The 21,693-nt window shown below is 70.6% G+C and carries 14 protein-coding genes and 5 pseudogenes; 10 read left to right on the top strand and 9 right to left on the bottom strand.

Annotation, left to right across the window (positions count from 1 at the left end; all coding sequences use genetic code 11):
- Positions 1–292: 292 nt before the first annotated feature.
- A pseudogene (locus OG485_RS43960) lies at positions 293–484 on the top strand (SpoIIE family protein phosphatase); the annotation flags it as partial.
- Positions 485–1,140: 656 nt separating this feature from the next.
- Here OG485_RS43960 and OG485_RS07075 read toward each other — a convergent pair.
- Together OG485_RS07075 and OG485_RS07070 are read right to left on the bottom strand one after the other, a co-directional pair.
- Complete coding sequence (locus tag OG485_RS07075; protein WP_328665117.1) at positions 1,141–1,806, bottom strand: TetR/AcrR family transcriptional regulator; 666 nt, start codon at positions 1,804–1,806, stop codon at positions 1,141–1,143.
- Complete coding sequence (locus OG485_RS07070; protein ID WP_328665116.1) at positions 1,803–3,098, bottom strand: PucR family transcriptional regulator; 1,296 nt, start codon at positions 3,096–3,098, stop codon at positions 1,803–1,805. The genes OG485_RS07075 and OG485_RS07070 overlap by 4 nt, the downstream gene beginning before the upstream one ends.
- A 188-nt stretch (positions 3,099–3,286) precedes the next feature.
- On the opposite strand from OG485_RS07070, the gene OG485_RS07065 reads away from it, so the two are divergent.
- From OG485_RS07065 to OG485_RS07040, 6 genes are all read left to right on the top strand, one after another.
- Positions 3,287–4,045, top strand: coding sequence for an ABC transporter ATP-binding protein (locus OG485_RS07065; protein ID WP_328665115.1), 759 nt, complete (start codon positions 3,287–3,289; stop codon positions 4,043–4,045).
- Positions 4,042–4,848 (top strand): ABC transporter ATP-binding protein, encoded by an 807-nt coding sequence (locus OG485_RS07060; RefSeq protein ID WP_328665114.1) that lies wholly within the window; start codon positions 4,042–4,044, stop codon positions 4,846–4,848. The genes OG485_RS07065 and OG485_RS07060 overlap by 4 nt, the downstream gene beginning before the upstream one ends.
- Positions 4,845–5,735 (top strand): branched-chain amino acid ABC transporter permease, encoded by an 891-nt coding sequence (locus OG485_RS07055; protein WP_328665113.1) that lies wholly within the window; start codon positions 4,845–4,847, stop codon positions 5,733–5,735. The genes OG485_RS07060 and OG485_RS07055 overlap by 4 nt, the downstream gene beginning before the upstream one ends.
- Positions 5,732–6,880, top strand: a complete 1,149-nt coding sequence (locus OG485_RS07050) for a branched-chain amino acid ABC transporter permease (protein WP_326789389.1) — start codon at positions 5,732–5,734, stop codon at positions 6,878–6,880. The genes OG485_RS07055 and OG485_RS07050 overlap by 4 nt, the downstream gene beginning before the upstream one ends.
- A 5-nt stretch (positions 6,881–6,885) precedes the next feature.
- Positions 6,886–8,163, top strand: coding sequence for an ABC transporter substrate-binding protein (locus OG485_RS07045; protein ID WP_326789390.1), 1,278 nt, complete (start codon positions 6,886–6,888; stop codon positions 8,161–8,163).
- Between the two features lie 318 nt (positions 8,164–8,481).
- Entirely contained in the window at positions 8,482–10,902 is a 2,421-nt protein-coding gene (locus tag OG485_RS07040; RefSeq protein ID WP_328665112.1) for a SpoIIE family protein phosphatase, read from the top strand.
- Between the two features lie 147 nt (positions 10,903–11,049).
- Here the strand turns inward: OG485_RS07040 and OG485_RS07035 are convergent, their stop codons facing one another.
- On the bottom strand, positions 11,050–12,666 hold the full coding sequence (locus OG485_RS07035; protein ID WP_328665111.1) for a sodium/solute symporter: 1,617 nt from the start codon (positions 12,664–12,666) through the stop codon (positions 11,050–11,052).
- Positions 12,663–13,160 carry a DUF485 domain-containing protein gene (locus tag OG485_RS07030; protein ID WP_328665110.1) on the bottom strand — a complete coding sequence of 166 codons (498 nt, stop codon included), beginning with the start codon at positions 13,158–13,160 and terminating at the stop codon, positions 12,663–12,665. The genes OG485_RS07035 and OG485_RS07030 overlap by 4 nt, the downstream gene beginning before the upstream one ends.
- 273 nt (positions 13,161–13,433) lie before the next feature.
- Between OG485_RS07030 and OG485_RS07025 the strand changes: the two genes are divergently transcribed.
- Positions 13,434–14,441, top strand: a complete 1,008-nt coding sequence (locus OG485_RS07025) for an NADP-dependent oxidoreductase (protein WP_328665109.1) — start codon at positions 13,434–13,436, stop codon at positions 14,439–14,441.
- Between the two features lie 101 nt (positions 14,442–14,542).
- Here the strand turns inward: OG485_RS07025 and OG485_RS43955 are convergent.
- The 3 genes and pseudogenes from OG485_RS43955 to OG485_RS07015 form a co-directional block, all read right to left on the bottom strand.
- Positions 14,543–14,701, bottom strand: a pseudogene (locus OG485_RS43955) (transposase); the annotation flags it as partial.
- Positions 14,698–15,276 (bottom strand): annotated as a pseudogene (locus OG485_RS07020) (hypothetical protein); the annotation flags it as partial. The pseudogenes OG485_RS43955 and OG485_RS07020, both read right to left, overlap by 4 nt.
- Before the next feature lie 100 nt (positions 15,277–15,376).
- A complete protein-coding gene (locus OG485_RS07015) occupies positions 15,377–15,511 on the bottom strand; it encodes a hypothetical protein (protein WP_328674857.1) in 135 nt (44 codons plus the stop codon).
- A 598-nt stretch (positions 15,512–16,109) separates the two neighbouring features.
- On the opposite strand from OG485_RS07015, the gene OG485_RS07005 reads away from it, so the two are divergent.
- Complete coding sequence (locus OG485_RS07005; protein WP_326789396.1) at positions 16,110–17,294, top strand: type III polyketide synthase; 1,185 nt, start codon at positions 16,110–16,112, stop codon at positions 17,292–17,294.
- 165 nt (positions 17,295–17,459) lie between these two features.
- On the opposite strand, the gene OG485_RS07000 is transcribed toward OG485_RS07005, so the two are convergent.
- Positions 17,460–19,625, bottom strand: a complete 2,166-nt coding sequence (locus tag OG485_RS07000; RefSeq protein WP_328665108.1) for an ATP-binding SpoIIE family protein phosphatase — start codon at positions 19,623–19,625, stop codon at positions 17,460–17,462.
- A 554-nt stretch (positions 19,626–20,179) separates the two neighbouring features.
- Between OG485_RS07000 and OG485_RS06995 the strand changes: the two are divergent.
- A pseudogene (locus OG485_RS06995) lies at positions 20,180–20,821 on the top strand (hypothetical protein); the annotation flags it as partial.
- A gap of 582 nt (positions 20,822–21,403) precedes the next feature.
- Here OG485_RS06995 and OG485_RS43950 read toward each other — a convergent pair.
- A pseudogene (locus OG485_RS43950) lies at positions 21,404–21,673 on the bottom strand (IS701 family transposase); the annotation flags it as partial.
- Positions 21,674–21,693 lie beyond the last annotated feature (20 nt).

The raw sequence follows: 21,693 nt of genomic DNA, 5'->3' as shown, positions 1-21,693 counted from the left end.
AGCAAGGTCCCCATCCATAACCACGCACGTCATCTGCAAGCACCTGCGACTTCAAGACCCTGGGCGTCGACTTCGCAGGGCTGCCTGTCTTTGACAGGATCGGGCCCGGCCAGTCGAGTCTGACCTAACTGGTACGAGACCAGGAGGGCCGCAGGTGGGTGCTGCGATGCCCACCGCTGGGTCGCCTACCGGCGTCGGCGCACGACGTGGCCCGCGAGGCGCGGATTCTGGCCGCACTGGAGGGCGCTGCCCTCTCAACCCCGTGGATGCTCGGGCCGACCGACGGTCTGTGGGCGAGCAGCTCGTCGGCGCCACCTGCCTGTACGCCGTGTACGACCCGGTCTCCCGGCGCCGGTCCGTGGCCCCCGTCGGCCACCCGCCGCCGGGGGTGACCGCTCCGGATGCACGGGGGTGGCTCCGTCGACTGCCCGCCGGCCCACCGCTCAGCCTGGCCGGGCTGCCGTTCGAGGCCCGGGAGATCGACAAACTGCGACCTCCAGCGGCCTCCAGATCCCCGTCCTCTCTGCCCCGAGCTCCCTCCGCCGCCCTCACCAGCACGGTTGAGCTCCGGTGCTGGGTGCGCGCTGACTTCAAGGCCACCCATGAGGTAAAACCGTAGGTCGGGTCTACTGCAGGTTTGGGTGACAGGTTCGGTCACGCGACCTGGAGGGCCGGTGTGGTCATGACGGTCTCGAATTCGATGAAGGTCAGCCGGCCGAGCGAGGCTAGTGCCGTGGCGGGCAACGTTTGCCCGTTAAGGAGCGGCGTCATGGGGGTCCCCCCTGCTCGAGCGAAGCTGAGAGCTTGGGGGAGCGTGCCGGGCGTCGCGACGGTGCGAACGTTGCCTGCTGCGGCACCAGGACCTGGCCGGCCGATCACGCCGCGGACACAGCGCCGGACAGGCGCCGTCCCTTTCCTGCGACTTGATCGGCCGGACAGGTCCTGGCCCGGACCGCGTCGCGATCGACGCCGAGGCGTACACCCCCGTGGCCGCTGTTGCCCTGAGGCAGTTCGGTGAGGAGGTCATCGGCGTGGAGGCGGCGGGCGAGGTCGATGGCGGCGCTCGGCGCGGGTTGTCCGGGGAGTGAGGCGTCGTCGGGCAGGGGCCGCTCCTGTCGCTTCCGCCCGGTGCCGGGCGTTTCAGCCGGGCGGCGCCGACAGATGGATCAGGATGCCGCACACCTCGTCCACGATCTCGCGGGCTTCCGTTTCGTCCCCGCAGTCACCCAGCTCGCGCGCCGTTCCTCCGATGACGGTGGTCAGCACGCTCACCCTGACCCGGCCGGCGCGTCGCCGCTCGTCGATCTCCAGGAGCCGGGCGTTGCGCCGTACCCATGCGCGGTCCCACTGTCGGCGCAGCGCGTCGAAGCCCGCGGGACCGTCGTCCTCCACGAGGAGTCTGCCGAGCCTCCGGTTGTCCCAGGCACCCTCCAGGTAGGCCCTGGCTCCCGCCATGAAGAGGGCGGCGGGGTCCTCCACACCGCGGTTGCGCTCGGCGGTCAGTGTGGCCGCGGTTCGACGCTCCTGCTCCTCCCGGAACTCCTCCCACAGGGCGAGATACAGCCCCCGCTTTCCGCCGTAGTGCTGAAAGAGGCTGCCCACCGGGATGCCGCAGCGCGCCGCGATCTCGGTGAGACCGGCGTCGGTGTAACCGCGCTCGGCGAACACCTCCAGCGCGGCGTCGAGCAGCGTGCGCCGGAGGCTTCCGTCCTGCCCGGCGGCTTCCTCAGGCAGGCCCGTGTCCCCCTGCCCGCCCGGCAGCTGACGTGCCGCCTCGGGCCCGGCAGATTCCCCGATGCCGCTCACTCGCAATCCCCGCTTTCCTCGGCCCCGTCGCGGATGGCGAGGGCGACCAGTAGTTCCAGGAGGTCGGCGATCCGGCGCGGATTGCGGCCGCTGCGTTCCTCGATCCGGCGCAACCGGTAGTGCGCCGTGTTGTGGTGCACCCGCAAGCGCTCGGCGGCCAGCCGCAGGTTGAGGTCCGCCTCCGCGAAGGCCCGTATGGTGGCGGCCAGCGTGTCGCCACGTCTGCGGTCCTCCTCCAGCATCAACCGCACTCGGGGATCGACCAGTTGGCGTGCGAGGTCGTCGGCGCGCAGCGCCAGGTAGTCGAACGGGGACAGCCGTGGCAGCGCTGCCACCCCGCCCCCGTCCGGCACCAGGTCGAGGGCGGCCCGCGCCTCCTGGTAGGCACGCGGAAGTTCACCTGCGCCCTGGGCGACCGTACTGATTCCCATGGAGAGCATGGTCCCGGCCCGCGCGAGCCGCCGCTGCACGGTCTCGAAGTGGGCGCAGATGTCCTCTGCGTCCATGCCGGCCCGGACCACGGGAACGGCCACCACCTCGCCGTGGCGCACGACGACCAGCGTTCTGCCGGCCCAGGGCCCGGCGACGCTGATCGACGCGCTGGCGGCATACCCGTTCTCGGCCGAGGTCGGGTCGCCGGTGCGGGTGTCGCCGACGCACACCGCCACGACCGCCATCATCGGTGAGCGCGGTCCGACGCCGTACGCCTGAGCCGCGGCCATCAGCGGACCGCGCGTGGGTGCCACCCCGGCCAGGAGCTGGTCCAGGAGATCGCGGCGCTCCCGGTCCGCGTCCGCCACCACGTGCTGCTGGTACTCGACGTAAGCCTGCGCGGCATGGGTGCTGGCGTAGTCGACGTACCGCATCAGCGGGGTGACGAGGGACAGCGCGGCCTGCTGGGCCTCGGCGGACGTGCCCGCGCAGTCCAGCAGCGCGTCCCACAGCACCTGCCGGCCGACCCGGAAGGCACTGATCCAGTCCTCCAGGGCGAACCCGGCACGTGCTCGGCGCATCGCCGCCGCGCGGCTGAAGACCAGGTCCTCGGGGGTCATGTCCCGATCGCCGGCCAGCGCCGCGAGCTGCATCTGGTAGTGCTCGAGCACCTGGTCCCGTACGTCGCCGAAGAACCGTTCGTCCTGCAGTGCGTACGACGGGATCTCCGCGCGCATCACCTCGACGGCGGTCTCCGCCACCTCCTCGACCCGGTCGTGGACGGCGTGCAGGATCCGCCGCCGCTCGCGGCGGAGCGGTTCGGAGAGTCGGGGATTGCCCAGTGCGGGACCGCGCGGCATGGGGCCGATCGTCGCCGCCCTCCTCGTGCTTCGTCAACAGGTTCCACGTGAGACATCTCCCGGCACCTGTGCGCGGCGCACAGTTCGGCCACCGAGAAGTTGGGTGCTCACACCCAATGTGCGCCCGCGACGCCCCCACCTACTGTGACGCTCGCCCACCCCCCAGCACATCGGAAAGGGCGTCACTCATGCTCGCGGTCGAAGACATCACCGTGCGCTTCGGCGGGATCACGGCATTGGACGGTGTCGCTTTCACCGTCGAGCCGGGCACCGCCGTAGGGCTCATCGGGCCGAACGGAGCCGGCAAGACCACCTTGTTCAACTGCCTCACCAGGCGCTGCGCTCCCGACGGGGGAGAGGTGCGGTTCGAGGACGAGGACCTGCTCGCCCTCCCCCCGCACGCCGTGGCCGGGCGCGGCATCGCCCGCACCTTCCAGAACCTGGGCCTGTTCCCGCAGCTCACGGTCCGGGAGAACGTCATGGTCGGCGCCCACAGCGGGGGGCGCACCGGACACCTCGCCGCGGCGCTCCGGCTGCCCCGCGTCCGGCGGGAGGAGAGAGCACTACGTGACCAGGCGGACGACTTGCTACGACGGCTCGGCCTGGCGGACGTCGCCGACCGTCCCGCCTCCGGACTGCCGTTCGGCACGCTCAAACGCGTCGAACTCGCCCGGGCCCTCGCGGTACGGCCCCGGCTGCTGTTGCTCGACGAACCCGTCAACGGGCTCAGCCACGGCGAGGTGGACCAATTCGCGGATCTGGTCCGCTCGGTGCGCCAGGAGTTCGACCTCACGCTCGTTGTGGTCGAACACCACATGGCCTTCGTGATGGGCCTGTGCGACAAGGTGGTCTGCCTCGACTTCGGCCGCAAGATCGCCGAGGGCACGCCGGAGGAGATCCAGCGCGACCCGGCGGTCGTCGAGGCGTACCTGGGGGTGGCCGCGTGAGCGAGCCCACCACCGGCAGCACCGAGTCCGCGGCGGGTGCGGAGCCGGACTTCCTGAAGGTCTCCGACCTGCACGCCGGATACGGCCAGGCCCGCGTGCTCCAGGGCCTCGACTTCTCCGTCGCCCGCGGTGAGGTGTGCGCGATCCTCGGACCCAACGGCGCGGGCAAGACCACGACGTTGCGGGCGCTGTGCGGCATGGTCCGCGGTCGCGGGTCGGTCACCCTGAACGGCACGGAACTCCTGGGCCGCTCGCCCGAGCAGGCCGCCAGGCTCGGTGTGGCGCATGTGCCCGAGGGCCGAGGCACCTTCAACGACCTGACCGTCGAGGAGAACCTGCGCATCGGCGCCCACCTGCGCACCGGCCTGCGGCGGCGGGGCCGCACCGAGCGTGCGGCCGTGGTGGCCGACCTGGAACGGATCTACGACTACTTCCCCAAGCTGCGCCAGCGGTCGCGGCAGGCCGCCGGCAGCCTCAGCGGCGGCGAGCAGCAGATGCTCGCCGTCGGCAGGGCGCTGATGCTGCGGCCCTCGCTGCTGCTCCTGGACGAGCCGTCCCTGGGGCTCGCGCCGCTGGTCACCCGCGAGTTGTTCGAGATCGTCCGTGCCGTCAACGAGGAGGAACGCACCACCGTGGTCGTCGTCGAGCAGAACGCCCAGCTCGCGCTGGATATCGCGCACAGAGCCCATGTACTGGAGGCCGGCCGGCTGGTGCTGTCCGGACCGGCCGCGCAGATCCGCGAGGACGGGCAGGTCGCCGAGGTGTACCTCGGGGTCTCCGTCCTCTCCCGGAAGGCCGGGTGAGCGCCGTGACCGATCTGCTCCAGCAAGTGGTGGAAGGACTGGGCTCCGGCGCCGTGTACGCCAGCCTGGCGCTGGCCCTGGTACTGATCCACCGGTTCACGGGGATCGTCAACTTCGCGCAGGGCGAGCTGGCCATGCTCTCGACGTACGTCGCCTGGCAGCTGGTGGCGTCCGGGATGCCGTACTGGCTGGCACTGCCGGTCACCCTCGCGGTGTCCTTCGCCGGCGGCATGCTGCTCGAGCGGATCGTCATCCGCCCCGTACAGGGCGCGCCCGAGCTGACGGTGGTCATCGTCACGGTCGGCCTGTTCATCTTCGTCAACGCGCTGGCCGGCCTGATCTGGTCGTTCACCGTGAAGGACTTCCCGCAGCCCTTCCCCGACGGCGGACTCGACCTGTCCGGTGTGCGTATGGACTGGTCGACGCTCGGGATCATCGGTGTGGTGGCCGTCGTGATGGGCCTGCTGTATCTGCTGTTCCAGCACACCTCCATCGGCCTGGTGATGCGGGCGGTCGCCTGCAATCCGGCCTCCGCCCGGCTGTCGGGCATCCGGGTGGGTTGGGTGCTGATGCTCGGCTGGGGCCTGGCCGCGACGGTCGGCGCGGTGTCGGGCGTGCTCGTCGCCCCGGTGCTGTTCCTGGAGCCCAACATGATGGGCGGGGTGCTGATCTACGCGTTCGCCGCGGCCACCCTCGGAGGCTTCGACAGCCCGGTCGGCGCGGTCGTCGGCGGCCTGTTCGTGGGTGTCGCCGAGACCCTGACCGGGGCGTACGTGGACGTGATCGGCGCCGATCTGAAGGTGGGCGTCCCCTTGGTGATCATTCTGGCGGTGCTGCTGGTGCGGCCACAGGGCCTCTTCGGACGGGCGGCGGTGGAGCGCGCATGAGCACCATCACAGCGTCACTCGGCACCGACCGGGTCCGGTGGCTGCGGCCCACGCTCACCGTCCTCGTCGCGGCGGCGGTCGCCGTCGGCGCACCGTTCTACTTCGCCCCCTTCCAGGTCTTCCAGCTGACCATGGTGCTCGTGTACGCCGTGGCGCTGTCCGGCCTGAACCTGCTGACCGGCTTCGGCGGGCAGATCTCGCTCGGACACGGCGCGTTCTTCGCGGCGGGCGCCTACACGGCGGCGGTCATGCTCGACCGGTACGACACCGGCCACCTGGCCACGCTGCCGGCCGCGGCCGCCGGATGCTTCCTGCTGGGCCTCGGGTTCGGCGTGCCCGCGCTGCGACTGCGCGGGCTGTACCTGGCCCTGGTCACCCTCTCGTTCGCGGTGTTCCTGCCGCCCCTGCTCAAGCGGCTCGAACCGGTGACGGGCGGCTCCATGGGGCTGACCGTGAACAAGCTGCAGCCGCCGGCGTGGAGCGGGCTGGCCGAGGACCAGTGGATGTACTTCGTCGTCCTCGCCGTCACCGCGGTGGCCCTGCTGCTCGCCCGCAACCTGCTGCGGTCCCGGGTCGGCCGGGCCCTGCTGGCCGTGCGGGACAACGAGAGCGCCGCCGAGGTCATGGGCGTGCGGCTGGCGCTGCACAAGACCCTCGCCTTCGCGTGGAGCGCGATGTTCGCGGGTGTCGCGGGGTGTCTGTACACCTGGGTGATCGGCTTCGTCTCGCCCGACTCCTTCAGCTTCGTTCTGTCCATCACCCTGCTGGCCGGCCTGGTGGTCGGGGGTCTCGGCTCGCTGTACGGACCCCTGCTGGGGGCGGCGTTCGTGATGTACGTGCCGAGCGTGTCCCAGGACGTCAGCGAGGCGGCGCCGGGAGTGGTGTTCGGCCTGCTGATCATCACGGTGATGTTCGTGGCCCCGACGGGACTGGCCGGTCTGCCGGGCCGTGTCCTGGGCGTAGTCGCCCGTCGCCCGCCTCGCACCACCGCTGCCCTCGACCGGACGCCGGAGGCCGAATCCGCGCCCGATGCGGAGCCGGAGTCCCAGGCCCTGTCCGGACCCTCCGAGACCCACACTCCTGCGGACCCCGCAGTTGTCGACGCCGAACCCGTGGGCGCACCGCCCCGCACGGAAAAGGAATGAACCACATGCGCAAGACGACCGCTCTGCGGGCGGCCGCGGCCGCGACCGCCGCACTGCTCACCGCGACCGCCTGCAGCAGCCAGCGAGGTCAGGACGCCCAGGACACCACCGCCGGTGGCGCGTGCAAGGGCCAGCAGACCACCGGCATCACCGACAAGACCATCAAGCTGGGTGGGATCTACCCGCTGTCGGGACCTGCCTCCGCGTACGGCACGATCAGCAAGGGCGTGGCCGCCTACTTCAGTCACGTCAACGACAAGGGCGGCATAGACGGCCGCAAGGTCGAGTTCGTCGTCCGCGACGACGGCTACCAGCCGCCCAAGGCGGTCGAGGAGGCCCGCAGACTCGTCGAGCAGGAAAAGGTCTTCGCGGTGTTCCAGACCCTGGGCACCCCGTCCACGGCAGCCGTGTGGGACTACCTCAACAAGCAGAAGGTGCCGCAGCCCTTCGTCGCGACGGGCGCCTCCGCCTGGGGCACGGGCGACCAGCACCCCTGGACCATCGGCTGGCAGCCCAACTACGTGGCCGAGGCACGCGTGTACGCCAAGTACCTCAAGGACGCGAGGCCCAAGGCCAAGGTCGCGGTCCTCTACCAGAACGACGACTTCGGCAAGGACCTGCTCGGCGGGTTCAAGAAGGCCGTCGCCGGCAGCGGCGTCAAGGTGGTCGCCGAGGAGAGCTACGAGGTCACGGACCCCTCCGTGTCGGCACAGATGGCGAGCCTCGCACGCTCCAAGGCGGACGTGCTGCTGGATGTCACCACCCCCAAGTTCGGCAGCCAGGCCCTCGCCGCCGACGCCAAGAACACCAAGTGGAACCCGCTGCACATCGTGAACAACGTGGCCTCGTCCGCCGCCGTGCTCAAGCCGGTCGGGTTCAAGAACGTCCAAGGCGTGGTCTCGGCCACCTACTTCAAGGACCCCGCCGACCCGCAGTGGGCCGCCGACCCGGAGATGAAGGCGTACAAGGACGCGCTCCACAAGTACGCACCCGACGCCGACCCGGCCAACCAGTTCAACGCCTACGGCTGGGCCGTCGCCTCCAGCCTGCACCAGGCCCTGGACGCGATGAAGTGCCCGACCAGGGAAGGACTGCGGGACGCGGTGCGCAGCCTGAAGGACGTGAAGGTGGGCATGCTGCTGCCCGGGGTCACCATGTCCACCGGCCACGGTGACGCCTTCCCGCTGGAGACGATGCAGCTGATGCGGTTCAAGGGCGAACGGTGGCAGTTGTTCGGCGAGCCGGTCGACACCCGCAAGGAGTTCGGCCCGACGGCGAAGTGAGCCGGCGGGGCGGTCCGCGTCGATGCTCCGACGCCTGGGGACCGCCCTCGCCCCGTCACGGGAGCCCGGAGCCGTGCGTGCCTGCGATCCGACGTCCGCCGGGCACGGCGGCGCCGGACCGGGCCGCCGGCCGTGGAGGAGGCTCGCTGTCCAGCGGACGCGCAGGAGCCACACCCGGCTGGGTGTCCGCGGGCCGCTGACAGCGGCCCGGCGGGCCTGCCGTGATCACCCGCGCCGGCCGCGGTCGGCGCGCGCGCGGCCCCACCGGGTTCACTAGGCTTAGGTGTATCAGCGGGTCAGCCGGCGGTGGAGATGCGGATGACGGAGCTCAGCGCAAGCCACGACGATCCGTTCGCCCCGCACTTCGCCGCCCTGGCGGTGCTCGACGACCGGGGAGTCGTGGTCGGATGGAACCGGCGGGCCCAGGAACTGCTCGGCCATCCGGACGCGGCCGTGATCGGGCGTCCGGCATTCGAGGTCCTTGTCGATCCTCGTGATCTGCCGACTGTCACGGAGGCCGCGGCAAACTGCAGGAGAGCCGGCGGCTGGTTCGGCGTGCTCAAGGTGCGGCACCGCGACGGGACACTCGTCGAGATGGGGCTCAGGGCCCATGCGCTCTCACGCCATGACCGGGTCCGTGAGTGGATTCTTGCCGGGGCACTCGCGGCTGACCTCCTGGAGTGGCAAAGAGACCGCGCGGTTCTCGACGGGTTGTACCGCCGGAGCCCGGTCGGCCTGGTCGTCCACGGGCCTGACCTGACCCTTCTCCGGGTCAACCGGGCCATCGAACGCGTCACCGGCGTCCCGGCAGCGGACTTCCGGGGGCTGCCCACGGGCTGTTTCCTCGTAGCCGATGACGCACGCAAGGCCGTGGACCGTGTGCACCAGGTGATGGAGACCGGAAGACCGTTGGTCTACTCGGAGCAGTTCGTTCGCCTGGAGCGGGACCCGGCACAGGAGCGGGTCGCGATGGTCTCGTCCTTCCGGATGGAGGACCCCTCCGGCCGCATCCTGGGTGTGGCCGAGATGATCGAGGACATCACCGAACGCCATCGGGCCCAGCGTCGGCTCGCGCTCCTCGACCAGGCCGGCAGCCGTATCGGAACCACCCTCGACGTGGCAGAGACCGCTCGTGAACTCGCCGAGGTGATGGTGCCTCACCTCGCCGACCATGCGTCAGTGGACCTGCTTCAGCCGGTGACGCGCGGTGAGGAACTGGCGCAGGCCATCGCAGGGCCTGTGGTACGAGTGGGTGCCTGCAGCGTCGGCGCCCAGCAACCCGGCCCGTCCCACCCCGAGGGGGAGCCGGTGGAGTTCGGGCCCGACACACCCCAGGCCAGATGCCTGGCCGAAGGGCGGCCCGTCCTGGAACCGGTTCTTTCGCCCGACTGGTTCTCAGTGAAAGGCCACCAGGGGGTCCACGCTCCGGACCTGGGCGTCCACTCGCTGATCGTGGTACCTCTTGCCGCGCGTGGCCTGGTGCTGGGTGTGATGACCCTGTGGCGTTCGCTCCGCCCCGATCCCTTCGAGGCGGACGATCTCACCCTCGCCCAGGAACTCGCCTCGCGCGCCGCCGTTGCCGTCGACAACGCCCGGCGCTTCACCCAGCAGCAGCAGACCGCGTTCACCTTGCAGAGCAGCCTTCTGCCCCGGGCGGTTCCGGACCAGTCGGCCGTCGAGGTGGCCCTGCGCTACCTGCCGGCCAGCGCGGCACCGGGTCTGGGCGGCGACTGGTTCGACGTCATTCCGCTGTCCGGGGCCCGGGTCGCCCTCGTCGTCGGCGACGTGGTGGGACGCGGCATCCATGCTGCCGCCACCATGGGCCGGCTGCGTACCGCCGTACATACGCTCGCCAGCCTCGACCTGGAACCGGACGAGGTCCTCTCCCGCCTGGACGACCTGGTCACCCTGCTGGCGGCCGAACAGGAGGGGGCCGGCGAACGGCCCGTGGGCGAGCAGGTAGTCGGCGCCACGTGCCTTTACGCCGTATACGACCCGGTATCCCGGCGCTGCTCCGTGGCCCGTGCCGGCCACCCGCCGCCGGTGGTGACGGCTCCGGACGGACAGGCGGCACCGCTCGACCTGCCCGCCGGCCCGCCGCTCGGCCTGGGCGGGCTGCCGTTCGAGGCTCGGGAGATCGAGCTGGCCGAGGGAAGCCTGCTGTGCCTGTACACCAACGGAGTCATCGGCGAACGCCACATCGATGCCGACGTCGGCCTGACCAAACTGTGTGCGGCGCTCTCCCGCCCTGCGGACGCACTGGAACGGACATGCCAAGCGGTGGTCGACTCGCTCGTGCCATCGCGCCCCATCGACGATGTCGCTCTGCTGATCGCCCGCACCCACGTCCTGCCACCGGACGATGTCGCCTCGTGGAGTCTGCCGCTGGAGCCTGCCAGCGCCGCCCGGGCCCGGGCGTTGACCTCGGCCAAGTTGACGGAATGGGGGCTGGAGCACTTGGCGTTCACCACCGAGTTGATCGCCAGCGAACTGATCACCAATGTCTACCGTTACGCCAGCGGCCCTGCGACCCTGCGGCTGATCCGTGAACGGTCTCTGGTGTGCGAGGTCAGCGACACCAGCCACACCTCACCACACCTGCGCCGCGCCCGTACCACCGACGAGGGCGGGCGCGGTCTGTTCCTGGTGGCCCAGATGACCGAACGCTGGGGCACCCGCTACACCCGCGAAGGCAAAACGGTGTGGACCGAGCAACCGCTGGCCGGCATGCTCACCTGACCGTCGCAGGCCATTTCGGTCGCCGCCTCACACAGCGGCGTGCGTGTCGGCATCTCGCTGCCCTGGGGCCCCGTGTGAGGGCCTGGGCCCCAGGGCGGACTGTGGCGGCGCCGGGGCGGCCTGCCCGGTCCGCCCCCGCCACCTTGGTCATTCGGCTGCGGCGAGCAGACGTTCCTCGCTCTCCTCGTACAGCCTCCGGCTCTCCCGACTGCCGGCGGCGCGGCGCCGGTGGTCCAGACGGCTGCCCAGCCAGCCCGCCAGGTATCCGAACGGGATGGAGACCAGTCCGGTGGACTGCATGGGGAACCAGTGGAAGTCGGCGTTCGGGAAGACGGCGGACGGCGTGCCCGAGACGGCCTTGGAGAAGACCATCAGCACCAGCGCGCAGGCCGCGCCGCCATAGAGGGTGGCGAGCAGGCCGGTGCGCGTGAATCCTCTCCAGAACAGGGAGTAGGTCAGCGCGGGAGCCACCGCGGATGCCCCGATGCAGACGGCCAGAGTGGTCAGCACGCCGACGTCCCATTTCTGGACCAGGGTGGCGAGCCCGATGGCCACGGTTCCCACGGCCACGCTCGTCCACGCCGCCACCGTCATCTCCGTACGCGGCTCCGCCTGTCCCCGTCGCGCCGCATGGGCGAACAGGTCGTGAGCGAGCGACGAGGCCGCGGCCAGCGTCATTCCCGCGACCGAGGACAGCAGAGTGATGAACACCATTCCCGCCACGGCCGAGTAGAGAATCGTCGCACCCGCGGAGGCGGGGGCCCCGCCGAGCACCTGCGACAGCATGAGCACCGCCGTCCTGCCGTGCGGGTCGACCGCAGTGATGGACCGCGATCCCACCAGGGCTGCCGCGCCCGTGCCCAAGATGATCACGAGCAGGCAGAAGGTGGTGACCGTGCCGACGGCCCACGACATGGAGCGACGCACGGCCGGTGCGTCCTGCGCGGAGTACAGACGCATGGTGATGTGGGGCAGGCAGGCCACGCCGAGGACCACGGTGATCTGGAGACCGACGAAGTCCAGCCGGTCACCGGCCGAGGTTCCCAACTGAAGGCCCTGCTGAAGGAAGGCGGGGCCCGTGCCGCTGCCGTGCTGGGCGGCCCTGAGCAGGTCTCCGGGGTTCCAGCCGAAGCGGTGCAGGACCAGGGCGGCGACGACGACGCTGGTGCCGAGCAGGATGACGATCTTGATCATCTGAAGGAGCGCGGTTCCCCGCATACCGCCGAGCGCCGCGTAAATGATCATCAGGCTGCCGACGATGACGATGCATGCCGTCCTGGCGCCCGCCCCGTGCGGGATGTTCAGGATGAAGGTGAGCAGCGACCCGGCCCCGGAGAGCTGGACGACCAGGAAGGGCAGGGTCGCCGAAAGCGTCACGACGCAGGAAGCGATGCGCACGGCCCGCCCGGGCATGGTGCGGGCCAGGACGTCGCCCATGGTGAACCTGCCGGCGTTGCGCAGAGGTTCGGCCAGCAGGAACATCAGCAGAACCAGAGACAAGGCGGTGCTGACCGTGAGGACATAGCCGTCGTATCCGGCGAGCGCGATGATGCCGCTGGTACTCAGCACCGTGGCCGCGGAGATGTAGTCGCCCGCGATGGCCAGGCCGTTCTTGAACGGGGTGAGCGAAAGGTAGCCGGTGTAGAAGTTCGTCAGGTCGTCGCGGTCCGGTCCCGTCATCACACACATCAGCAGCGTGACGGTGACCAGGGCGGTGAAGAGGACGAGGACGGTGGCCTGCGACCCGGAGTCGAAGTCGGTCATCTCGCCACCCCCGCGGGCCGGTCGGCCGCCCGCTCCCTGACGACGCGGGCCAACGGGTCCACCGAGCGTCGTGCGCTGCGCTCGTACGAGAAGACCGCCGCGAAGGTGACGACGAGCTGAAGGATCCCCAGGGCGATTCCCAGGCTCAGCTCCCCGGTGATCCGGGCCCCCATCAGCTCCGGTGCGTAGCAGGACAGCAGCACGTACACCACGAAGGAGCCGAGTGCGGTGATCGTGGAGACCCGGCGGAGCACGCGGTAGGCCGAGCGAAGGGCGGCGAGGTCGGCGCTGTGCCGATGCGTCTCGTGCGCGTACGGTTCCTGCCGGGTGGCTTGCCCGTACCAGTCGTACGGGGCGTCGTCGTATCCGGACGGGAAGGGCTCCTGCCCCGGATCCCGCCCGTACGACTCGTACCCGGGGGCACGGCCGTACGGCTCGGTCCGCGGCTGCGGCCATTCCTCCTGCGGGTACCGCTGGTCATGGGGATATGTCATCGCGTGGCCTTCCGGCTCGGCTCGGCTCGGTTCCGTGGAGGGCTGGGGGGAGGGGTGGCGGCGCACGATACCGACTGGTTGGTACGCCGGACAGTCTGTGGGGCGTCACGTTTTGGGCTCGACGTGACATCCGGCCGGCGCTGTCGGTCGACGGCTCGACGGCCCGCGAACCATGGGTGCCCGCCGGGCGGGGCGGCCTGTGGCGCATGTCACGACCACCGGCGTACCTACTGGTCGGTATGGTCAGGGGGAGCCGCAACGACAGGAGGCGCGATGTCCGCGACCAACCGCCAGATCCGTCTGTCAGCCCGCCCCGTGGGCGAGGTGCAACCCGATGACTGGGAGCACTGTGCGGGGCCCGTCGAGGAACCGGGCCCGGGCCGGTTCGCGGGCCGCACGCGCGTCATCTCCCTGGACCCGGCGATGCGGGGCTGGCTGGACGACCGTCCCTCCTACCTGCCGCCGGTGGCCATCGGTGAGGTGATGCGCGCCGGATCGGTCATCGAGGTCACCGCCTCCAACCACCCCGACTTCCAGCCGGGTGATCACGTGGTCGGAATGTTCGGCGTCCGGGAGCACGTGGTCTCCGACGGCGAGGGCGCCATGAAGATCGACACCGCCCTCGCTCCGTCCTCGACGTATCTGGGCGCACTGGGCATGCCCGGTATGACCGCCTATTTCGGCCTGCTGGACGTCGGGGCGTTGAAGGACGGCGAGACCGTCGTGGTGTCGGGGGCGGCCGGCGCGGTCGGTACCATCGCGGGTCAGATCGCGAAGGCCAAGGGCTGCCGGGTGGTGGGCATCGCCGGGGGGCCGGAGAAGTGTGCGTTGCTCACCGACGAACTGGGATTCGACGCGGCGATCGACTACCGCGCCGACGACGTCAGGAAGGCGCTGCGCCGGCACGCCCCCGACGGCATCGACGTTTACTTCGACAACGTGGGCGGCGACATCCTCGACGCTGCCCTGACCCGGCTGGCGATGCACGCGCGCGTCGTGGTCTGCGGTGCGATCAGTCAGTACAACAACGCCACCCCGGTCGAGGGCCCCTCGAACTACCTGACACTGCTGGTGCGCCGCGCCCGGATGGAGGGATTCGTCGTCTTCGACTATGCCAAGCGCTACCCGCAGGCCGCGCAGGACATCTCCGCCTGGATCGCCGACGGCCGCATCAAGGTCAGGGAACACGTCGTGAGAGGCAGCGTGGACGACTTCCCCGAGACGCTGCAGATGCTCTTCCGTGGCGGGAACGTCGGCAAGCTCGTCCTGGAGCTGGCATGACGGCCGCCGGGAGCGGGGCCGCGCTTTGAGGGTCGGCGAGGCCACCGCGGTGGCCTCGCAGCAGTTTGACTCTCTGCAGTGGTCAGCAGATAGGGCCGCTCGCCGTGGTCGGCCTCGGCCCGGCGGACCCGTCGCGACAGGGCTTCCTTGTGGATGCCCAGGTCCCGGACGGCGTGCGAGACGGGGCGGCCTGAGGTCCTCACCTCGCGGACGGCTCGCTCACGCAACTCGTCGGGGTACTTCCAAGGCCGCGTGGTCAGGGCGAGTTCACGGTTGTCAGCGCCCCGGAGACGGGGTCGTGCCGGCAGCCGGACGTTTTCACTCGTCGTCAAGCCCGTGGACGCCGCGGGCGATCCTGCGGAGGATGCCCTCGTGGACCCACCGGCCGAGTTCGGCACGCAGTCCGAGTGCGTCGTCCAAGCCGACCCCCGGGTGATCTCGCAGGCGCGCCAGGAACGTGCCGGGTCGGTCCCCATCAACTGCAGCGTCCGGTCACGTCGACCCACCGGGCCTGTTGACTCTGGTCCACGGTGATGGTCACGTCGCTGATGCGGGCCGCGCCGAGGACCTGGGCCTGGTCCGGTGGTGACGGGTGCCGGGAGATCGGACACTTGACGCGGCGCGGGGCGATTCGCGGCCGACGCGACGGCAACAGGTTCTCCGGAACAGCCTGTCCAATCCGGCCTGGTTCTCCGTCAGGCAGCACGCCACGGCGATGTGCGCGTCGATGATCCGCAGCCGGACCCCCGTTGATCCGTGTCGGATACGTTCCGTCGGGCAGCGGCGCCCAGTGGGCCGGGGTGCGGGCCCCTTTGAGCCGGACCAGCGGCTGGGCGGGCGACCGGCCCCGATCTGTGGGCCATCTCGACCATGTCCGAGGGCTTTTGCCCCCCCCGTGGCCGCAAGGTCGGCGGACAGCGGGTGGGTCCGTGGGCTCATGACCCGCGCAGCCAGTCGTCGGCCATTCCGTGCTCGGTCGGTCCGCGGGCCTGTGTGTGCCTGTCGTCGAAGCGGCAGGTGAGGTCGTCCACGACGTCGACGACACCGTCCAGCGGGCGCGTCGGACCCACCGCGACGGCGGCGCTGCGCCGCTTTCCGGCTGCCCGGTGAGCGTGACCGCACCGTCGTGGACGGCGACTTCGGAGATCTGGGGGCTGACCTGGAGCGCGTCGGCGAACGCCTCACGTCGCACGGCCTGCCAGATCTCCTCGGCGGAGCAGAGGAAGACCTGGAGCAGGTCACGGCGGCTGACGATGTCGACGAGCCGGTCCTTTTCGTCGACCACCGGGAGTCGTTCGATGTCGTGTCGCGTCATCAGCCGGATGGTCTCCGGCAGGGCCGCCTCCGAGGGACCGTCACGGCGGGCGCCGACACCAGCCCGCCGGCGGTGCGCGCCCGGACCTGGCAAGCCCTCTGGCTGACGGCTAGTCAGGTAAGACCTGTGGACCGCTCTGAGGGCCCCTCTGTTTCGGCGGTGTGTGCCGTATCACGCCCTTCAAAGCCGCCCAAGTTGGCTTAGTCACAGCGGAAATGTCCCTTTCGTGTCCATGCTCGACCTGGACAGCGACTCCCGAAGCGGAGCCAGTCGGCATGGGCGCGAAGTTCCGAAGCGGCCCATGGCGCAGCCCTCGTGACGTTCCTCCTCGTTCCTCTGGAAAGGTGCCCCTCATGGCCGCTTACCTCTGCCCTCCTGCCGTGATACACGGCGAGCACGCCGTGGAGACCAGCCAGATCGTGGCGGAGGTGCGCGACCGGCACCCGCATGCGGCGTGGGCGCCGCGGATCGACGGCATCGCGGCCAGTACGGGCATCGAGACCCGCGGGTGGATGCTGCCGCTGGAGACCGCCGTCGCGCCCGGCGACGGCAGCGGCCTGCAGGCTGTCGGCATCGGGACCGCCCAAGAGGCGCTGGCACGCGACGGGTTCACCCAGCAGGACGTGGACCGCGTGATCGCCGCCCTCGAGGCGATACCCGCGCCGCAGACCGTCCAGGAGCGCACCGCGCCGGCCTGGGAGGCCGTGCAGTCCTACGGGGAGCGTGCGGCGCGCGGGGCCCTGCAGATCGCCGGGCTGGACGCCGCAGACATCGACTGCCTGATCACCAGTCACTCCACCACCCCGGCGCTGCCCGGTCTGGACATCGCCCTGGCCAACAAGCTTGCGCTCCGCGACGACGTGATGCTGCTGCCGGCCACGCAGTGGGCCTGTGTCGCGGGGACCCGCTCCCTGGCCCTGGCGGCTGATCTCGTGGCCGCGGACCCCGATCGGGTGGTCCTGGTCGTGATCGCGGAGGCGCTGAGCACGACCTACCAGCCCGCGGACGACACCCTCGAGTCCCTGATCGTCCGGTTGCTGTTCGCGGACACCGCGGTCGCCGCGGTGGTTACGGGCCGCCCGAGGCGCGAGTCGGTCCTGCGGCTGGACGCGGCCTGGCACCACACCGTGCCCGACACCCAAGACCTGCACTGCCTGGAAACACGGGCGGACGGCACCCACTTCGTGATGGACCGGCGCGGGCCGCGCGCCGTACAGGAGACGGTCACCGCGATGTGGGAGTGGCTGCGTCTCCGTTACCAGGACGACCCCGACTCCTGGCACCCCGACGTGCTGCTCGCGCACCCCGGCGGGACCCGGGTGCTGGAGTACATGGAGCAGACGATGCCCGACGCATGGCCGTCCGGGCTGCTGGACTACAGCCGGGACAGCTACACCAGCGGCAACCGCGGAGGCGCCGCCGTGTTCGACATCCTGAGGCGGGCGCACGACGCCGGACAGAAGTCGGGCAGTCGCGCCGTCCTGTACGCGGCGGCACCGGGCCTCACCGCCACCGCCCTGGAAGGGGAGTGGCTGTAGTGAGAGCCCGCGCCACCCGTAGCAGCGAACGGGCCGCCCGCATCACCGGTCACGCCACCCGTACCGCTGAGGGCGCCGTCCGTACCGTCGGTGGCGCCGGCTGACGCGCACGCCGTCCCTGCCCTTGCCGCGCTCGCGTACGCCCGGCCGCGCCCCGCAGCCGCGTCATCTTGCGACTTCCGCCCAGACCACCTTGCCGGTGTCCGTCCACCGCACCCCCCACCGGGTGGTGAGCCGGTGCACGATGTGCAGGCCACGCCCGCCGTCGTCGAGGAGGCCGCCCCGGCTCAGACGCGGCCTGCCGTTGCCGGTGTCGCCCACCTCGCACAGCAGGCCGTGACCATTGGCCCTGATCAGTCGTATCGTGATGGGACCGGCGGCAAAGCGCACCGCGTTCGTGACCAGCTCGCTGACCAGCAGCGCCACGTCGTCCTGGGTGTCGCTCCTGGTGTGCCATTGCCGCAGCAGTGCGGAGACGTGCGCGCGGGCACGGGCGGGCGCGTCGTCGCGAGCGGGTAGCCGCCAGGTCGCGGTGTCCCCCTTGCGGTAGCCGATCATGCGCGCGAGCAGCAGGGTCACGTCGTCGCGCTGGCGCACGGGCGCCAGCGCGGAGACGACGTGCCGTGCGGCCTGCTGCAGGGCATCCCAGGGGTGCACCGTGGAAACGGCATCCGCCAGCCTGCTGATGCCCTCGTCGATCGACAGGGCCGGATCCTCCACCAGGCCGTCGGTGTAGAGGGCGAGCAGGGAGCCCGGGGGCACGCCGAACGTGTGCACGTCGAACGGCTCCCGCAGCGCGAACTCTGCGCCCAGTCCGGGGTGAGGGCGGACCGCGAGCGGGCCTGCGTGCCCGTTCGGAAGCACCAGGACCGGAGGGAGGTGGCCCGCGCTGGAGAGCGTCACGTGGTGGCTGACCGGGTCGTAGAGGGCGATGCAGCAGGTGGAGCCGAGGGCGCTGTAGCCGGCCGCCAGCCCGGACTCCGCGTCGTCCAGCAGCGTCACGGTCTCGTCCAGGTGCTCCAGCACCTCGTCGGGTGCCATCCCCGCGGACAGCAGCGCGCGGGCCTCCATGCTCAGCTGGCCCATGGTTGCCGCGGCTCCCAGGCCGTGCCCGACGACGTCACCGACCACCAGCGCGGTACGGCCGTCCGGGAGAGGAAAGCTGTTCACCCAGTCGCCGCCGACGCCCGCGCTGTCGGGGGTGGCGGGCTGGTAGACGCTGGCGATCTCAATGGTGTGGCCGCCGGTCCGGGGCAGCAGCCGGCGCTGCAACGCCAGCACCTGCGTATGCTCGCGCTGGTGTTGACGGGCCAGGTCGACGTGATGGGCGGTCCTGGCCACGAGTTCTTGCAGGTCGAACAACTCGCTGTCGCGGAAGGGGCGGTCCGCCCGCCGCCAGACCTCCGCCAAGCCCAGCACGACGGGTGGCGCGCCGTCCAGGACCAGCGGTACGCACGCCACACTCGCCGACCGGTCACCGGGCACCAGGGCACGGATCACTCGCTGACTGCCGAGCAGCCGCTCGACCGCCTCCCGGTCGGGTATGACGATGGGCTGCGGCGCATCGTCCCGCCGTACCGCCTGTGCCAGCAGGCGACTCGCGTCGCTCGGAAGATCGCCGCCCGGAGTCACGTAACCCTCGGGCCACGCCCGGTCCGGCACCAGGGCTGCCCGCCGTAGCCGGATGCGCCCCTGCGCATGCTCGGTGACTCCCTCGCCCGTCCACACGGCGAAGTCGAGGTCGACGGCGGCCACGTCTCCCCAAGCCAGCAGGGACTCCGCCAGCGACTGCGCGGTCTCGCCGATGTCCAGCGAGGTGCCGATCGCGGTCTCGGCGGCGTACAGGTGCAGCCTCCTGGCCATGGCGATCACGGAGACGGTCAAGCCCTCCTGAGGCGCCGCGGCGGGAAGGATGCTCAGCGAGACCACCAGCTCCGACCCGTCGCCGCGCCGCAGGCGCTGGATCCGGGCGACGTGCGCCTCACCGATCTCCAGGACCTGCCGCAACCGCCGTGTGACCGTCGGTACGTCCCCGGCGGGCAGGAGATCGGCGAAAGGACTCCCGGCCACGGCGTCCAGACCCGCGAATACGGGGGCGTCCAGATTGCAGCCGATGATTCTCAGATCCCTGTCCAGGTTGACCACGCCGAGAATCTGATCCTGACGGTCGGCTGCCGGGTTGTCGGGTACGCGTTGGCGGGTGGCGCGGTCGCCCTGCGCGTTCGCAGGACCGACTGCCGCTGCCGCTCCGCCGCGCGGGATGTAGCGCCCGAGGGCACTGCTGACCATGTCAAACGGCGAAGGGGACGAGGGGGAGGGTGTGGAGTCCATGCGGCTCTCTCGCAATCCCCGGCGCAGCGCCGGGGCTGCACTCGGACCCGTGCGTCGGGGCTGCACTCGGACCCGTGCGTCGGGGCTGCACTCGGACCCGTGCGTCGGGGCACCGAGATCCCTGACCGCACACCTCATTGAATAACACCGGGGGTCGCTTCGCCCACATCAGCGGATCGCGCGGTGAACGCTGACCATGAGGTGCAATGCCGCGGCCGGTGGGGCCGTGCTCACCTTGCCGGGGGCGTCGCCCGCCAGGATGCGACGACCGCCGCAGGACCACCGGGCGCCGGCGCCGACGGTGATGGCCGGTCCGAGATCGCTGTAGAGGCGCGCACAGGAGCAGCATGATCAGGCCGCCCCCACGTTATGCAGACCTGCCGCCCGGGGGATGCAGGGCATTGCGCTCGGCGGGGCGGTAGCCGGACCTCTCATCAGCGTCTCCGACAACGCCTCTCGGGACCGGTGACACCACCCCCTGGGTCATCCGCTCCAAGCCGTTGCTTTGGGGTGCCGGTGGTGTTGAGCCATGCGTGTCGGTGTTGCGTCTGGAGCGGCTGATCCAGGACGACCGGACCCGCGCGTGGCTCTGTGACTTCCTCTCCTTCGCAGCGAAGGAGAACCTGTTCGCCGCTTTCTGACGCCGTCGTCCGTTGGGGGGAGGGGGAACCGGACAAGCGGTGGGACACCGCCCGGATCGCCGCGCTCAACGAGTTCCTGGGCTTCTACGGCCTGGACCACTGGTACGCCTGGCAGGGTCACGATCCTCGGCCTCGGTCCGATCTGGCAGAGCGACCACGCCGCCGCCCGCTCCCGCACTGCGGGACTCCTCACTCAGAGAGAGGTCTTCGCCTTCGGTCTGTTCGAAAAGACCCACGGCGCCGACATCTGCTCCACCGACATGCTGCTCGAACCCGACGGCAACGGCGGCTTCCGGATCGATTGGCATCTGCGAGCACGCGATGTACGACGCCGTCACCCATGCCCACAACCGCATCCTCTACGGCCGTTCCGTCACCGGCTTCCCGCACGTGCGGCGCGAGCTGACCGACACGTACGTCAGGCTCGTCGGCATGAAGTCGTTCAGTGACCGCGCTGTCGACTACTTCCGCTCCGCCGGCCCCGCCGACCGACGCTACCTGCTCTTCAACCCTATGACGCAGATGAAGGTGACCACGGAGAGCGAAAAGGTGCTTGGTCCTGAAACACGGTCTCTTGACTCACGAGCGCGCTGGGTCGCACGTCATCAGTGAGCAGGCAGCGTACCCGTGCTGGTTCGGTGCTGACCAAAAGCCCATGTCATCACCCGTGTTCACCCCTCCCGTGCCGACTTGGTGCCGACTACGCTCGGTGGAATTCGGACATCTGGGGTTGATCGGCTCAGGGTCGTTGCGTGGTACGCGACCGGGCTGAGGGACCGAGCCCGGCCTTGCCGCCCAGCCGCCGTGGGTATGGGCAAGGTGCTGCGCCTGGGCGCGGTGCGCGTTCGTCCCAGAAGATTCTTCGTCTGCTGGTGGCACAGGGGTAGCGCATCGCTGAGCAGCGCACATGGCGCCGTCGAGAAGTGGGGGCAGGATCACCGGCCCGGGAACGGTCCGGACCTTGGCCGACGCGCTCCCTCGGGCTGGGTCTTTGTCTGGAGGGATCTTCGGGTCTTACCCAGATTGGCGGCCGGTGTTGAAGAGTGCCGTTCCTGCTGGACCGCCTGCCCGGCGCTATGAAGCGATTGAAGCCTGATGACGGGCATCCTGCCGCACCGCTCGCGCTCCGGTGTGGTCTTACGGTCCTCCCGATCGGCCGGCGTCGGATAATCCGCGCCTGCGCGGGGACCATGGAGCTCGGAGGGGGTCAGTGCCTGTCCAGGATTGCCACCATCGGTTGAGGGTGATGGCGGGGTGAGCCAGGAACGGATGGCTCGTAATGCCCTGGGCCAGCCGGGCTGTTGGGGCTCGTGGGACGGGGGCGGTCCCCCTCCCCGGCCCCTCGTCGGGGCGGGGGTCCGGCGCGGTGGCGTCCAGTGGGTCCACGAACCATTGGTCCCAGCAGAAGTAGGGTCGGCCCGCGGGGA

The organism is Streptomyces sp. NBC_00328, from assembly GCF_036139655.1.
Classification (GTDB): Bacteria; Actinomycetota; Actinomycetes; order Streptomycetales; family Streptomycetaceae; genus Streptomyces.
Note: the sequence above shows the minus strand (reverse complement) of the source record. Positions and strands in the feature narration are given on the sequence as shown.